Source organism: uncultured Pseudoxanthomonas sp., assembly GCF_947498795.1.
In the GTDB taxonomy this organism is placed as follows: domain Bacteria; phylum Pseudomonadota; class Gammaproteobacteria; order Xanthomonadales; family Xanthomonadaceae; genus Pseudoxanthomonas_A.
On record NZ_CANMLQ010000002.1, the window covers coordinates 639,548 to 653,792 of the forward strand.

Genomic DNA, 14,245 nt, shown 5'->3' on the forward strand with positions numbered 1-14,245 from the left:
CGATCAGCGGGAGGAGTCGAGCAGGCGCATCGCATGCGCGTGGCGCCGGCGGAGCATGCGACCGACCAGCACGTCGCAGACCAGCAGCAGGCCCACGAGCACGAGGACGACGGGATGGCGGTAGCGGGGGACGGACGCGACGGGCATGGCAGGTCTCCGGTTCCGCAGTGCGCGTCCCCCGGGGCTACAACCCCAGGCCGGACAGCAGGTCGTCGGCGTCGTCCTGCGAAAATGCATTGCGGTCCAGACCAGCAACGGCCGGACCGGCGAGTTCTGAAGGCTTGTCGCGGTTTTTTTCCGGCGGCGGAAGGCCGAGGGCGCCGAAACCTTCGTGCACGCGGCGCACGATGCCTGCCACCCGGCGGATGATCTGGCCCGTCAGGTCCTGGTAGCTCTGTGCCAGCGCCATCTCCGACAGCCCCTTGCCGATGCTGTCCACCAGCGCGGCCTGCTCGGCGGACAGCGGGGTGGTCTTCAGCTGGGTGGCGTAGCCCCGGCACTGCTCGGCCAGGTCCAGGGTCTTGTGGCTGGCCTGTTCGGTCATTTCGACCACGTGGTCCAGCCGCGCGCAGGCATCGTCGAGATCGCCGGCGTCGGTCGGCGGCAGTTCGCCCAGCGTCTGCGCCAGTTCGCGGGCAAGCCGGCCCAGGCCCTGCATCATGGGCTGCGTGCGCCAGGCGGCGATGGCATCCAGTTCGCGCCGCCAGCCGGCTTCGTCGCCCTGTTCGAGGGCGTCGAGTGCGGTCTGCAGTTTCTCCACGAGTGCCGCGCGGGCGCTGGTGGCATCGGCGACGGCGCTCATCAGGCGGCCGCTCCGAGACGTTCGAAAATCTTGCCGAGCTTCTCTTCCAGCGTCTGCGCGGTGAACGGCTTGATGATGTAGCCGTTCACACCGTTCTGCGCCGCTTCGATGATCTGCTCGCGCTTGGCTTCGGCCGTCACCATCAGCACCGGCAGGGTCTTGTAGCGATCGTCGGCGCGGATGGCTTTCAGCAGCTCGATGCCGGTCATGCCGGGCATGTTCCAGTCGGTGACCACGAAGTCGAAACTGCCCTGGCCCAGCGCGGTCAGCGCGCTGTTGCCGTCCTCGGCCTCGGCGGTATTGGTGTAGCCGAGGTCGTTGAGCAGGTTCTTGATGATGCGGCGCATGGTGGAGAAGTCGTCCACGATCAGGATGCGCATGTTCTTGTTGGTCACGGATGCTCCGGTATTGCGTGGACGGTGGGTCTGGTGGGGATATCGGCCGGGGGCGGGAAAGGTTTAGCGGAGGCGACACCGCTCCTGCGGGGTCGCGCGATTGCCAAGGTCACTCGTCGTCTTCCAGCCCCGCGTCCGCCTTCTCGAACACCTGCAGGCGGCCGCGCAGGCGCACCATCGCCTGGCCGTGGATCTGGCAGACGCGGGATTCGCTCACGCCGAGTACGGCGCCGATTTCCTTCAGGTTGAGCTCCTGCTCGTAATACATCGACAGCACCAGCTGCTCGCGCTCGGGCAGGTGGCCGATCGCCTTGACCAGTTGCTGGCGGAACTCGCTGCGCTCCAGGTTCTGCTGCGGCGACGGACCGCCGGTGCGGGAGGTGTTGGGTTCGCCGTGGTCGTCGATGTGCGATTCCAGGCTGAGAACCTGGCCGCGCGCAGCGTCTTCCATCAGGCGCAGGTACTCCGGCAACGGCATCTCCATCGCGGACGCGACTTCCGTGGCGATGGCGGCGCGGCCGGTGCGCTGCTCGATCTCGCGCACGGTCGCCGCGGCCTGGCGGGCACGACGGTGCACCGAGCGCGGGACCCAGTCGCCGCGACGGATCTCGTCGATCATCGAACCGCGGATGCGGATCGAGGCATAGGTTTCGAAGGACGCGCCCTGTTCGGCGTCGTAGCTGCGCGAGGCTTCCAGCAGGCCGATCATGCCGGCCTGCACCAGGTCGTCGATCTCCACGCTGGCCGGCAGTCGCGCCGCAAGGTGGTGCGCGATGCGGCGGACCAGGTCGGCGTGCTGGGTGACGAAGTCGTTGGCGTTGCCGCGCTGCACGGCGCGGTACTGGGCGGCGGCGGTGTTCATGCGGCCACCCCGCGCTGGATCAGGCGTTCGACGAAGAACTCCACGTTGCCGCGGGCGCCGACCGGCGGCTGCCAGCGCGCCGTCGTGCGTGCGATCTCGGCGATGGCACGCGCCGAGGGGCTGCCCGGGTATGCCTTCACGACGGCCTGCTGGCGCTGCACCGCACGGCGCAGCCAGTCGTCCTGAGGCACGGCGCCCAGGTAGTGCAGGGCGACGTCGCCGAGGAAGCGCTCGCACACGCGGGCCAGCTTCTCGTACAGCTTCCGGCCTTCATTGGGGTCGCGGACCATGTTGGCGATGACGTGCACGCGGTCCAGGCCGCGTTCGCGCGCCAGCACCTTGATCAGCGCGTAGGCGTCGGTGATCGAGGCCGGCTCGTCGCAGACCACCACCACGGTGTCCTGCGCGGCCTGGCAGAAGGTCAGCACGCTGTCGGTGATGCCGGCGGCGGTGTCCACCACCATGAAGTCGAGGGCGCGCTGCAGTTCGGAGAACACGTTGACCAGGCCGACGTGTTCGGCCGGCGTCAGTTCGGCCATGTGGCGGAAACCGGACGAGGCGGGCACCACCAGCACGCCTTCGGGCCCTTCCAGCAGCACGTCCTCCAGGCCGCAACGGCCGGCGACGAGATCGGCGAGGGTGAACTTCGGCGACAGGCCGAGCAGCACGTCCACGTTGGCCAGGCCCAGGTCGGCGTCCATCAGCAGCGTGCGCTTGCCCATTTCGGCGAGCGACACGGCCAGGTTGACCGACACGTTGGTCTTGCCCACGCCGCCCTTGCCGCCGGTGATGGCGACGACGCGCACGGGATGGAAGGCGCCGGGCAACGGCGGGGTGCTGCGGGGATTGGTCTGCAGCGGGTGGTCAGGCGACATGGGTGGCCTCGGTCGAGCAGGGTTCGTCGGCTTCGCGGCGCAGCTGGTCAAGCCGCAGCACGAGGTGGGCGCTGTTGGCGCGGTGGAGATCGTCGGGGACGCGCTGGCCGTCGGTCACCCAGGTCATCGGCAGCTGGTGGTCGACGACCACGCTGAGCGCGCTGCCCAGGCGGCCGGTCTCGTCCAGCTTGGTCAGCACCACGCCTTGCGGCTGCACGGTGCTGAAGCGGCGCACGACTTCATCCAGGTCGGAGAAGTGCGAATTCGCAGGCAGGCAGAGCAGGGTCCTGACCTGGCCCGAGGCGCGCAGCCAGTTGAGCTGGCCGACCAGGTTGCGGTCGCGCTGGCCCAGGCCGGCGGTGTCGATCAGTACCAGCTTGTAGTCGCGCAGGCGTTCCAGCACCAGCGCCAGGGTCTGCGCGCTGTCGGCCTCGTGCACGGCGATGCCGAGCTGGCGGCCGTAGCCGTGCAGCTGCTCGCGGCCGCCGACGCGCACGGTGTCGGTGGTCACCAGCGCCACGTCGCGCGGGTTGTGGCGCTGTGCGAAGCAGGCGGCCAGCTTGGCGATGGTGGTGGTCTTGCCGGCACCGGTGGGGCCGACCAGGGCGATCACGCCGCCGGTCTCCAGCAGGTCGGCGTCGAGCACCGGCAACTTCTTCGACAGCAGGCCCAGCATCAGGCCGCGGCCGCGGTGGGCTTCGGTGTCGGCGGGGATCTGCAGCGCGATGTCGCGGGTGATGCCGGCATCGAAGCCGTAGTCTTCCATCAGCTCCATCGCCTGCATGCGCACCGGCGAACCGCGCAGGCGTTCGTCGGTGAGGCGGTGCATTTCGCGTTCGATCATCTCGCGCATGGCGGCCAGTTCGCCGCGCATGTGCACCAGTTGCTCATCGCTTTCGCGCGCCTCGGCGGCGTTGTCGCTGACGACCGTCAGGGTCGGCACGGTGATGGCGGCGGGGGGCGGCGTGGGCCCGGTGGCGGTGATGCGGCTGGCGTGCAGCACGGCGACGGGAGCCGGCTCGGGTTCGGGCAACGACACCGGCGGCGCGATCGACGGCAGCAGCGCATCGAGGTCCAGCGCGTCGTCGATGTCGGCGCGCGGCGCGGCCGGGCGGCGCGCGGCCCTGGCGGGTTCGGGGGCGGCGACGGGTTCGTTGGCCGGTGCGGCGGGCAGGCAGGCGGCGAGCTTGGCGGCGAAGGATTCGGGTTCGATCAGTAACGGCGCGATGTCGCGCACGACCGGTGCCGGCATCTCGGCGGCCGGTGCCGGCGTGGCGGCCTCAGGCGCGCGCGGCGGAACGATCGGGGCGGGCGCCGCCGCGACGGTCGCGACGTGCGCGGGCTTCGCCGGTTCGGCGCGCGGTGCGGCGGGCGTCGCGGGCTGGCGGCGGGCGAAATAGCTGGCGGCGGCTTCGGCCGGCGACAGCGTCGGCGCGTTCGCGGCCGGTGCCTGCGGTGCAGGGTCGAGCAGCGGATGCAGGGGTGCGGCCGGCGTGGCCGGGCGCATCGCCTCCAGGGTGTGCTTGACCAGCGCTTCGTCGTAATTGCTGGCGGCGACGATCTCGACGCCGTCTTCGGTGACGCGGTTGGACAGGATCACCGCGTCCGGGCCGTGTTCCTGGCGGACCATGGCGAAGGCGGTGCGCATGTCGGGAGCGACGAAGCGTTTGATTTTCATGGCGTGCTATCCGGTTCGGTATCGCGTCGGGTTCTGCTGATCCCGGTCTCAGCTGATCGTGCCCACCAGCTTCAACCGCTTGTCTTCGGGAACCTCGCTGTAGGCCAGCACCGACAGCGAGGGGACGCTGTGGCGGACCAGGCGGGCAAGGGCGGCGCGGACCGTTCCCGGTACCAGCACCACCGCAGGCTCGCTGCGGGCTTCCTGCTTGGTCACCACGTCGGCGAGGCTCTGGTGCAGGCGTTCCGCCAGTCCCGGTTCCAGCGCCGCGCCGGTTCCCTGGGTGCTGTCCTGCAAGACGCGTTCCAGATTCGGCGCCAAGGTATAGACGGGCAGTTCCGGTGCCATGCCGGAGATCTCCTGCACGATGAAACGGCCCAGCGAGGTGCGCACGGCGGCGGTGAGCGCGGCCGGGTCGGCGTTCTGCGGGGCGAATTCGACCAGTGCCTCGACGATGCGGCGCAGCTGGCGGATGGGCACGCGCTCGATCAACAGGTTCTGCAGCACGCGCACCACGGTGGCCAGCGGCAGCGCCTTCGGCGTGAGGTCCTCGACCAGCTTCGGCGCGTTGCGGCCCAGCTGCGCGAGCAACTGCTGCACTTCCTCGTGGCCGAGCAGCTCCGGGGCGTGTTCGCGCACCAGGTGCGAGAGGTGCGTGGCCATGACGGTGGCCGGATCGACCACGGTGTAGCCCAGCGATTCGGCGGTCGCCTTCTGGTGCGACTGGATCCACACCGCGTCCAGCCCGAAGGCCGGGTCCTTGCCGGGGATGCCGTCGATGGTGCCGAACGCGCCGCCCGGATCCAGGGCCAGTTCGCGGTCGGGATGGATCTCGGCCGAGGCGACCGGCACGCCGTGCACCAGCAGTCGGTACCCGTTGGAGGGGAGTTCGAGGTTGTCGCGGATGTGTACCGGCGGCACCAGGAAGCCCAGGTCCTGCGTGAGCTTGCGGCGCACGGCCTTGATGCGCGACATCAGTTCGCCGCCCTGGTTCTTGTCGACCAGCGGGATCAGCCGGTAGCCCACTTCCAGGCCCAGCGGGTCGACCGGGCGCAGTTCGTCCCAGGTCAGTTCGGCGTTGCGGTCGGGCGCGCCGGGGCCGGTCAGGGCAGGCATGTCGCCGGCGGCGGCTTCGGGGCTCTCCTGGGTCCGCTTCCACATCTTCCAGGCCAGGTAACCGATGCCGGCGGCCAGCGTCAAAAAGGCGACGTTGGGCATGCCGGGCACCAGGCCGACCAGGCCCAGCACGCCGGCCGCCACGGCCAGCGCCTTGTGCTGGCCGAACGCCTGGCCCATCACGGCCTGGCCCATGTCCTCCGAGCGCGAGGCGCGGGTCACCAGCATGGCCACCGCCGAGGACACCAGCAGGGCAGGCAGCTGGGCGACCAGCCCGTCGCCGATCGACAGCAGGGTGTAGGTGGACGCCGCTTCGGCGGCCGGCATGCCGTGCTGGAACATGCCCACGGCGAAACCGCCGATGAGGTTGATGAACAGGATCAGGATGCCGGCGATGGCGTCGCCGCGGATGAACTTGTTGGCACCGTCCATCGAGCCGTAGAAGTCGGCTTCCGCGCGGACTTCCTCGCGGCGGGCCTTGGCTTCCTCGCGGGTCAGGATGCCGGCGTTGAGGTCGGCGTCGATGGCCATCTGCTTGCCGGGCATCGCATCGAGGATGAAGCGCGCGGAGACCTCGGCGATGCGGCCGGCGCCCTTGGTGATGACCACGAAGTTGATGATGGTCAGGATCGCGAACACCACGATGCCGACCGCATAGTTGCCGCCGACCACGAACTCGCCGAAGGCGGCGATGACCTTGCCGGCGGCCTCGTGGCCGTCCTGGCCGTTGAGCAGGATCACGCGGGTGGACGCCACGTTCAGCGCCAGGCGCAGCATCGTGGTCATCAGCAGGATGATCGGGAAGATGGTGAAGTCGAGCGGCCGCTTGACGTAGATCACGGCCAGCAACACCACCAGCGAGATGGCGATGTTGAAGCTGAAGAGCGCATCCAGCACCGGCGGCGCCAGCGGCACCACGATCATGGCCAGCAGCGCCAGCACGACCAGCGGCGCTCCCAGGCCGTTCTTCAGCATGTCCATCCAGCGCATGCCGCCGGTGGCCGGCTGGGCGCTCATGCCCGGCCTCCGTGTTCGTCGATATCGACGCTGGGCAGGTCGGGCAGCGCGGCTTCGCCGACGCGCCAGGCGCGCAGCTGATAGACGTAGGAGAGGATCTGGGCGACGGCGGCGTACATTCTCACGGGGATTTCCCGGCCAAGCTGCCCTTCGCGATACAAGGCGCGTGCCAAAGGCGGCGCCGAGACGATGGCGATGCGGTGGGCGTCGGCCACTTCGCGGATGCGCATGGCCAGCTCGTCCACGCCCTTGGCGACCACGGTGGGTGCGCCCATCTGCCCGGCCTGGTACTTCAGCGCGACGGCGTAGTGGGTGGGGTTGACCACGATCACGTCGGCGGTCGACACGTCCTCCATCATCCGGCGCTGCGACATCTGGTGCTGCATCTGGCGGATGCGGCCTTTCACTTCCGGGCTGCCTTCGCTTTCCTTCATCTCCTTGCGCAGTTCTTCGCGGGTCATCTTCAGCTTCCGCAGCCAGTTCCACTTCTGGTACGGCGCATCGATGGCGGCGAGCAGGATCAGGCCACCGGTGGTCGCCAGCAGCAGGGTGCTGGTGAAGGACAGGCCGCTGCGGACGGCCTGTTCCAGTGGCATGGTCAGCAGCTCGCGCAGCGGATTCAGTCCCAGCTTCAGGCAGACCGCCGCCGCGCCGCCGATCAGGGCCACGCGCAGCAGGGATTTCAGCAGCTCGGCCACGCTCTCCGGGCCATAGAGGCGCTTGAGGCCGGACGCCGGGTTCAGTCGCTTGAAATCGGGCATCAGCGACTTCTGCGAGAACTGCAGGCCGCTCATCAGGGCCGGCGCCGCGACACCTGCCGCGACGCAGATGGCCGCCACCGGCGCGATCGCGACCAGCAGCTTCAGCATCAACAAACCGACGTAGCCGAACAGCTGGTCCGGCTGGCGCATCAACATGGGGTCGGGCGTCAGGGCCATCTTCATCCAGCCCAGCGCGTCGCGCGCCAGGCCGGGGCCCATGCCGATGATGGCCAGCACGCCCGCGCCGAACACCGCCGCCGTCGCCAGCTCGCGCGATCGCGGGATGTTCCCTTGTTCACGGGCCTCGCGAAGTCGTTTTTCGGTGGGTAACTCAGTGCGTTCGCCGCTTTCGTCCTGCTCAGACATGGCGCATTTCCGACGGGGTCGGGGCGGTCGCTGCAAGACCCGTTCCAGACCGGGCCGGAATCCCGGCGTGAAATTGCCTAACGTCACATGCGCCGGCTAGGATGCCCGCCGATGCTCCGCTTCCTCCGCCATCGCCGTGTTGCCTTGCTGCGCCTGCCTGCGCTGGCAATGCTGTTGCTGGCGGTACTGGCCAACCCCGTGTTCGCCTCACTGGGCGACCTGCACGAGTTGGGCAACGGCAACGAGCACCTGCACGCCGTCAACGAGCACGCCGACGTCGCCACCGGGCACGACCATGCCGATGGAGAAGCGGGCGAGGGTGATCTGCTGCATGCGCTGATGCATGCGAGCCACTGCTGCGGCCACCTGACTGCGATCGTGCCGGCGCCGATGCGCGTGCCGGCGATGATCCTGCCTGACGTCACTCCCATCATGGCGACGGTCCCCATGGCGCACGCGCCAAGGGCTTCGTTGCTGCGGCCTCCGATCGCCGCGTGATGCCCGCAGCGGGCTGACGTCCTGTCGCCCGCGCCCCATCACCGACGTTCCGGAGACTTCCCATGTGGTTGCGACTGGCGGCATTGGCCGCCTTCGCGATCGCGCCGTGCGTGCACGCACAGGCGCCATCGCCTGCTGTTCCCCCTGACACCCTGACGCTGGAAGACGCCATCGCGCGCGTCGCCCGCGTACACCCTGACCTGCGCCTGTTCGGCGCGCGTACCGAAACCCTGCTGGCCGAACGCGAGGTCGCCCTGCAGCGGCCTGCATGGCGGGCCGGGCTGGACGTGGAAAACGTCCTCGGCAGCGGCAATGCGCGTGGCTTCGATCAGGCGGAGGTCACCCTCACCCTGGCCGGCGTGCTGGAACGCGGCGGCAAGCTGGATGCCCGCCGCACGCTTGCGCAGGCCCGTATCGATGCGTTGTCCGTACAGCGCGAGGCGCAGCGCCTCGACCTGCTCGCCGACGTCGCACGGCGTTATCTCGCTGTCACCGGCGCACGCGCCGCGGCTGTCGTGGCGCGCCGGGACATCGCCCAGCGCACGCGTACCGTGGCGGCCGCACGCCAGCGCCTGCAGGCGGGTGCATCGCCCGAATCGGTCGTGCTGACCGCGCAGGCGGCGCTGGCACGTGCGGAACTCGCGCTCGCCCGCGCCGAACAGCAATCCGTGGCCGCGCGGCAGCACCTGGCCGCGTTGTGGGGCGAGCGTGATCCGCGGTTCATCCTCGCCGACGGTGATCCGCTGGCGTTGCCGCCGGTGGCGGACATGGCCGAGCTGGCCACGTTCCTGCAGGGCACGCCCGAACTGGCACAGATTGCCGACGAGCGCCGCATCCGCGAGGCACGCGTGCGCCTGGCGCGTACGGCCGCCACCCCGGATCTCGACTGGCAGGTGGGCGTGCGCCGTTTGCAGGATGGCGACGACACGGCACTGGTCGGTGGCGTGTCGCTGGCGCTGGGCGGTGCACGCCGGGCGCAACCCGGGATCCGCGCGGCCGAAGCCGATCTTGCATCGCTGGAGATCGAACGCGAGTCGCGTGATGTTGCGCTGTATTCCACCCTCACCGATGCGCATGGCCGCTACCGGGTGGCGCAGCTCGATGTGCAGCGCACGCGCGACGACGTACTGCCACGCCTGGTGCGCGCCGAACAGGCGGCCGAACGCGCGTACCGCGCCGGTGCCATCAGCTATCTCGAATGGGCGCAACTGCAGTCCGAGACCACCGCGACGCGCCGTCAGCAACTGGACGCGGCGCTGGAGGCGCATCTCGCGCTGATCGAACTGCAGCGCCTCACCGGCCAAGCCCTCGTGGCCGCACCGACGACCCCCGAACAAGGAATCTCGCCATGACGTTGCGTCCCCTGATGAGCGCGCTTGCGCTGTCCCTGCTGCTGTCCGCGTGCGGTGGCAAGAACGACGATCACGCCGACGACCACGGCAGCGAAGCCGGGCATGGCCACGACGAAGGCGCTGGCCACGGTGAAGAAGAAGCGGGACGCGGAGAACATGGCGGTCGCGTGTTGGAACAGGGCGGCTACCGCGTGGAACTCGCCATCGCCGAGTCCGGCACGCCGCCGACCTACCAGGCGTGGCTGTACCGCGACGGCAAACCGTTGCCGGCCACTGCCGGCAGCGTCGAGGTCCGCCTGGTCCGCCTTGGCAACGTGCGCGAAAACCACGTGTTGGCGCCGCAGGCGGATGGCCGCCTGCTGGCGAAGACCGTGGTCGGCGAACCGCATTCCTTTGATGTCGAAGTACTGGCCAAGCTCGAAGGCAAATCGCTGCGCTGGACCTACGACAGCTACGAAGGCCGCACCACCATCGGCGCGAGGATCGCCGGGGAATCCGGCATCCGCGTCGCCCCTGTGCAGGCCGGCACCATCGCCGACGAACACGAGGTGCAGGGCCTGCTGACGCCGGTGGAAGCGCGCGTCGCCAACGTCGCCGCGCGCTTCCCGGGTCCGATCCGCCGCCTCGCCGTCAATGCCGGTGACCGTGTTCGGGCCGGGCAGACACTGGCGACGGTGGAAAGCAATCTCAGCCTGACCACGTACTCGGTCACGTCGCCGATCAACGGCGTGGTGCTGGCGCGCAACGCCAGCATCGGTAGCGTGGCGGGCGAGGGCGCCACGCTGTTCGAAGTCGCCGACCTGTCATCGTTGTGGGTGGACCTGCATATCTTCGGGTCCGACGCCCAGCACATCGTGCCCGGGGTACCGGTGACGGTGACGCGCCTGAGTGATGGCGTCACCGCGCAGACCACGCTGGAGCGCGTGCTGCCCGGCACCGCGACCGCCAGCCAGAGCACGGTTGCACGCGCGACGCTGGAGAACAGCGATGGCCTGTGGCGTCCCGGTTCGGCGGTGAAGGCGCGCATTACCGTAGAGCAGCAGCCTGCTGCGATGGTGGTGCCGCTCGCTGCACTGCAGACCTTCCGCGACTGGGATGTGGTGTTCGTTCGCGTCGGCGATACCTACGAGATCCGTCCGGTCGAACTGGGCAAGCGCGATGCGCAGCAGGTCGAAGTCCTGACCGGGCTGAAGGCCGGCGACCAGGTCGTCGTCGAACAGAGTTATCTGGTGAAGGCCGACATCGAGAAATCGGGGGCCTCGCATGACCATTGAGTACGACACCCGGGAACGGCGCGGACTGCTGGAGCGCATCCTGCGCTTCGCCATCGCGCACCGCTGGCTGATGATGGCGTTGACGCTGGCGCTGGTGGCGGTGGGCGTGTGGAGCTTCGGCAAGCTGCCGATCGACGTAACCCCCGACATCACCAACGTGCAGGTGCAGGTCAACACGGAGGCGCCAGGCTATTCGCCTCTGGAATCGGAACAGCGCGTGACCTTCACGCTGGAAACCGCGCTCGCCGGATTGCCCGGCCTCGACTACACGCGTTCGATCTCGCGCTACGGGCTGTCACAGGTGACGGTGGTGTTCAAGGACGGCACCGACGTGTACTTCGCCCGCCAGCAGGTCGGCGAGCGCATCCAGCAGGTGAAGTCGCAGCTGCCAGCCGGTCTGGAACCGGAGATGGGTCCCATCGCCACCGGGATGGGCGAGATCTTCATGTACACGGTGGAAGCGGAGGAGAAGGCGCGCAAGCCCGATGGCACGCCCTACACCGCCACCGACCTGCGCACGCTCCAGGACTGGGTAGTGCGACCGCAGCTGCGCAACGTGCCCGGCGTGACCGAGGTCAACACCATCGGCGGCTTCGCGCGGCAGATCCACATCACCCCGGATCCCGCGCGCTTGGTCGCACTCGGCTTCACCCTGTACGACGTGGTGCAGGCGGTGTCGCGCAACAACCAGAACGTCGGCGCCGGCTACATCGAGCGCAACGGCCAGCAGTTCCTCGTGCGTGCGCCGGGGCAGGTCGCCGACCTCGACGGCATCCGCGACATCGTGCTGGACCGCCGCGATGGCGTGCCGATCCGGGTGCGTGATGTGGCGCAGGTGGGCGAGGGACCGGAACTGCGTACCGGCGCGGCGACGCTGGACGGCAAGGAGGTCGTGCTGGGCACGACCTTCATGCTGATCGGGGCCAACAGCCGCGAGGTCTCGCAAGCCGTCGCCGCACGATTGGCCGAGGCGAACCGCAGCCTGCCGGCTGGCGTGCGCGCCGAACCGATGTACGACCGCACCTCGCTGGTCGACCGCACCATCCGCACCGTGGCCCGGAACCTGGTCGAGGGCGCGATCCTCGTCGTCGTGGTGCTGTTCCTGCTGCTCGGCAACGTGCGCGCGGCGCTGATCACGGCCGCGGTGATTCCGCTGTCGATGCTGTTCACGCTCACCGGCATGGTGCGCGGCGGCGTGTCGGGGAACCTGATGAGCCTGGGCGCGCTGGACTTCGGCCTGATCGTCGATGGCGCCGTCATCATCATCGAGAACTGCCTGCGCCGCTTCGGCGAACTGCAGCATCGGCTGGGACGCCTGCTGACGGAGGAGGAACACCTGGACGCCACCGCGTCCGCCACGGCCGAGGTCATCCGGCCCAGCCTGTTCGGCCTCGGCATCATCACCGCCGTCTACCTGCCGATCTTCGCGCTCACCGGGGTGGAGGGAAAGATGTTCCACCCAATGGCCATCACCGTGGTGCTCGCGCTGAGCGGCGCGATGGTGCTGTCGCTGACGTTCGTGCCGGCCGCCATCGCGCTGTTCCTGCGCGGTCGCGTGCAGGAGAAGGAAACGCGCGTGATGGGCTGGGCCCGCCGCGCCTACGCGCCGGTGCTGGCGCGGGCACTGCGTGCGCGCCTCGTCGTGGCGGGCGGTGCGTTCTCGCTGGTCGTGCTCTGCGGCCTGCTGGCCACGCGCCTGGGCACCGAATTCGTGCCCAGCCTGGACGAAGGCGACATCGCCATGCACGCCATGCGCATCCCAGGCACCAGCCTGGACCAGGCGGTGCGCATGCAGTCCACGCTGGAGGCGCGGATCAAGCAGTTCCCGGAAGTGCACCGCGTGTTCGGCAAGCTGGGCACGGCGGAAGTGGCGACCGATCCGATGCCGCCGTCGGTGGCGGACACCTTTGTCATGCTGAAGCCGCGCAACCAGTGGCCCGACCCGCGCAAGCCGAAGGCGACGCTGGTGGCGGAGATCGAAAAGGCGGTGGCCGGGATTCCCGGCAACAACTACGAGTTCACCCAGCCCATCCAGATGCGCATGAACGAGCTGATCTCGGGCGTGCGTGCGGACGTCGCGATCAAGCTCTATGGCGATGATCTCGATACGCTGGTGGAAGTGGGCGAGCGTATCGAGGCTGTCGCGAAGACGATCGAAGGTGCAGCCGACGTGCGCATGGAACAGGCCACCGGCCTGCCGCTGCTCACCATCACGCCGGACCGGCAGGCATTGATCCGTTACGGCCTGAATCCCGGCGACGTGCAGGACACTGTGGCGACGGCGGTCGGTGGCGAGGTGGCGGGGCAACTGTTCGAGGGCGACCGTCGTTTCGAAATCGTGGTGCGCCTGCCGGAAACGATGCGGCAGGATCCGGCCGCCCTGCACGACCTGCCGATTCCGCTGGGAGGTGCCGGCAACGAGGACGAATCGACGCGCGCGGCAAGCTGGGTCTCGGGAACGCCGGGCACGGTGCCGTTGCGCGAGGTGGCGAAGATCGAGACCACGCTGGGGCCGAACCAGGTCAACCGCGAGAACGGCAAGCGCCGCGTGGTGGTGACGGCCAACGTGCGCGGTCGCGATCTCGGCGGTTTCGTCGATGACCTGCGCACGCGCGTGGGCGCCGAGGTGCAGCTGCCCGCAGGCTACTGGATCGACTACGGCGGCACGTTCGAACAGCTGATCTCGGCCAGCCAGCGCCTGGCGATCGTCGTACCGGCGACGCTGGTGGTGATCTTCGCGCTCTTGTTCTGGGCGTTCGGCTCGGCGAAGGACGCCGCGATCGTCTTCACCGGCGTCCCGCTGGCATTGACCGGTGGCGTCATCGCGCTGGCCGTGCGCGGGATTCCCCTGTCGATCTCGGCCGGGGTGGGGTTCATCGCGCTGTCGGGCGTGGCCGTGCTCAACGGGCTGGTGATGATCGCCTTCATCCGCAAGCTGCGCGCGCAGCGCATGCCTCTGGACGAGGCGGTGGTGGAGGGCGCGCTCGGTCGCCTGCGGCCGGTGCTGATGACGGCGCTGGTCGCCTCGCTCGGCTTCCTGCCGATGGCGTTCAATGTCGGTGCGGGTTCGGAGGTGCAGCGTCCGCTGGCGACGGTGGTGATCGGCGGCATCGTGTCGTCGACGTTGCTGACGCTGGTGGTGCTGCCGGTGCTGTACCGGTGGTGGTGGGCTGGAAGCGAGAAGTGAGTGATGGAGCGAGGTGTGAGGGGTGAGAGGAATGGGGTTTCCTCACTCCCCACTTTCTCCGC

Annotated in this window: 11 protein-coding genes and 1 pseudogene; 4 read left to right on the forward strand and 8 right to left on the reverse strand. The window is 69.2% G+C overall.

Annotated elements, in window-relative coordinates:
• Nucleotides 1-3: 3 nt before the first annotated feature.
• From Q0907_RS09110 to flhB, 8 genes and pseudogenes are all read right to left on the reverse strand, one after another.
• The gene (locus Q0907_RS09110) at nucleotides 4-147 is read right to left on the reverse strand and encodes a hypothetical protein (RefSeq protein WP_299343718.1); all 144 of its coding nucleotides are present in this window, start codon (nucleotides 145-147) and stop codon (nucleotides 4-6) included.
• A 37-nt stretch (nucleotides 148-184) separates the two neighbouring features.
• Complete coding sequence (locus tag Q0907_RS09115; RefSeq protein WP_299343720.1) at nucleotides 185-802, reverse strand: protein phosphatase CheZ; 618 nt, start codon at nucleotides 800-802, stop codon at nucleotides 185-187.
• Nucleotides 802-1,182: a chemotaxis response regulator CheY gene (locus Q0907_RS09120; protein ID WP_296281172.1), complete on the reverse strand. Its 381-nt coding sequence runs from the start codon at nucleotides 1,180-1,182 to the stop codon at nucleotides 802-804. Before Q0907_RS09120 ends, Q0907_RS09115 begins: the two co-directional genes overlap by 1 nt.
• A 124-nt stretch (nucleotides 1,183-1,306) precedes the next feature.
• Nucleotides 1,307-2,059, reverse strand: coding sequence for an RNA polymerase sigma factor FliA (locus Q0907_RS09125; RefSeq protein ID WP_296281142.1), 753 nt, complete (start codon nucleotides 2,057-2,059; stop codon nucleotides 1,307-1,309).
• A pseudogene (locus tag Q0907_RS09130) lies at nucleotides 2,056-2,868 on the reverse strand (MinD/ParA family protein); the annotation flags it as partial. The pseudogene Q0907_RS09130 and the gene Q0907_RS09125, both read right to left, overlap by 4 nt.
• 55 nt (nucleotides 2,869-2,923) lie before the next feature.
• On the reverse strand, nucleotides 2,924-4,612 hold the full coding sequence (gene flhF / locus Q0907_RS09135; RefSeq protein WP_299343721.1) for a flagellar biosynthesis protein FlhF: 1,689 nt from the start codon (nucleotides 4,610-4,612) through the stop codon (nucleotides 2,924-2,926).
• Nucleotides 4,613-4,660: 48 nt separating this feature from the next.
• Entirely contained in the window at nucleotides 4,661-6,745 is a 2,085-nt protein-coding gene (flhA, locus tag Q0907_RS09140) for a flagellar biosynthesis protein FlhA (RefSeq protein ID WP_299343722.1), read from the reverse strand.
• Nucleotides 6,742-7,872: a flagellar biosynthesis protein FlhB gene (gene flhB, locus Q0907_RS09145; protein ID WP_299343723.1), complete on the reverse strand. Its 1,131-nt coding sequence runs from the start codon at nucleotides 7,870-7,872 to the stop codon at nucleotides 6,742-6,744. The genes flhA and flhB overlap by 4 nt, the downstream gene beginning before the upstream one ends.
• A 111-nt stretch (nucleotides 7,873-7,983) precedes the next feature.
• On the opposite strand from flhB, the gene Q0907_RS09150 reads away from it, so the two are divergent.
• The 4 genes from Q0907_RS09150 to Q0907_RS09165 all read left to right on the forward strand — a co-directional run bounded on the left by Q0907_RS09150 (nucleotide 7,984) and on the right by Q0907_RS09165 (nucleotide 14,183).
• Nucleotides 7,984-8,370 (forward strand): hypothetical protein, encoded by a 387-nt coding sequence (locus Q0907_RS09150; protein ID WP_299343724.1) that lies wholly within the window; start codon nucleotides 7,984-7,986, stop codon nucleotides 8,368-8,370.
• A 62-nt stretch (nucleotides 8,371-8,432) separates the two neighbouring features.
• Nucleotides 8,433-9,722 carry a TolC family protein gene (locus Q0907_RS09155; RefSeq protein WP_299343725.1) on the forward strand — a complete coding sequence of 430 codons (1,290 nt, stop codon included), beginning with the start codon at nucleotides 8,433-8,435 and terminating at the stop codon, nucleotides 9,720-9,722.
• Entirely contained in the window at nucleotides 9,719-10,996 is a 1,278-nt protein-coding gene (locus Q0907_RS09160) for an efflux RND transporter periplasmic adaptor subunit (protein ID WP_299343726.1), read from the forward strand. Before Q0907_RS09155 ends, Q0907_RS09160 begins: the two co-directional genes overlap by 4 nt.
• Before the next feature lie 25 nt (nucleotides 10,997-11,021).
• Nucleotides 11,022-14,183 carry a CusA/CzcA family heavy metal efflux RND transporter gene (locus Q0907_RS09165; protein WP_299343870.1) on the forward strand — a complete coding sequence of 1,054 codons (3,162 nt, stop codon included), beginning with the start codon at nucleotides 11,022-11,024 and terminating at the stop codon, nucleotides 14,181-14,183.
• Nucleotides 14,184-14,245 lie beyond the last annotated feature (62 nt).

Coding starts and splice junctions, on each gene's coding strand:
- Q0907_RS09110 (WP_299343718.1), bottom strand. CDS start 147: ATGCCCGTCGCGTCCGTCCCCCGCTACCGCCATCCCGTCGTCCTCGTG.
- Q0907_RS09115 (WP_299343720.1), bottom strand. CDS start 802: ATGAGCGCCGTCGCCGATGCCACCAGCGCCCGCGCGGCACTCGTGGAG.
- Q0907_RS09120 (WP_296281172.1), bottom strand. CDS start 1,182: ATGCGCATCCTGATCGTGGACGACTTCTCCACCATGCGCCGCATCATC.
- Q0907_RS09125 (WP_296281142.1), bottom strand. CDS start 2,059: ATGAACACCGCCGCCGCCCAGTACCGCGCCGTGCAGCGCGGCAACGCC.
- flhF (WP_299343721.1), bottom strand. CDS start 4,612: ATGAAAATCAAACGCTTCGTCGCTCCCGACATGCGCACCGCCTTCGCC.
- flhA (WP_299343722.1), bottom strand. CDS start 6,745: ATGAGCGCCCAGCCGGCCACCGGCGGCATGCGCTGGATGGACATGCTG.
- flhB (WP_299343723.1), bottom strand. CDS start 7,872: ATGTCTGAGCAGGACGAAAGCGGCGAACGCACTGAGTTACCCACCGAA.
- Q0907_RS09150 (WP_299343724.1), top strand. CDS start 7,984: ATGCTCCGCTTCCTCCGCCATCGCCGTGTTGCCTTGCTGCGCCTGCCT.
- Q0907_RS09155 (WP_299343725.1), top strand. CDS start 8,433: ATGTGGTTGCGACTGGCGGCATTGGCCGCCTTCGCGATCGCGCCGTGC.
- Q0907_RS09160 (WP_299343726.1), top strand. CDS start 9,719: ATGACGTTGCGTCCCCTGATGAGCGCGCTTGCGCTGTCCCTGCTGCTG.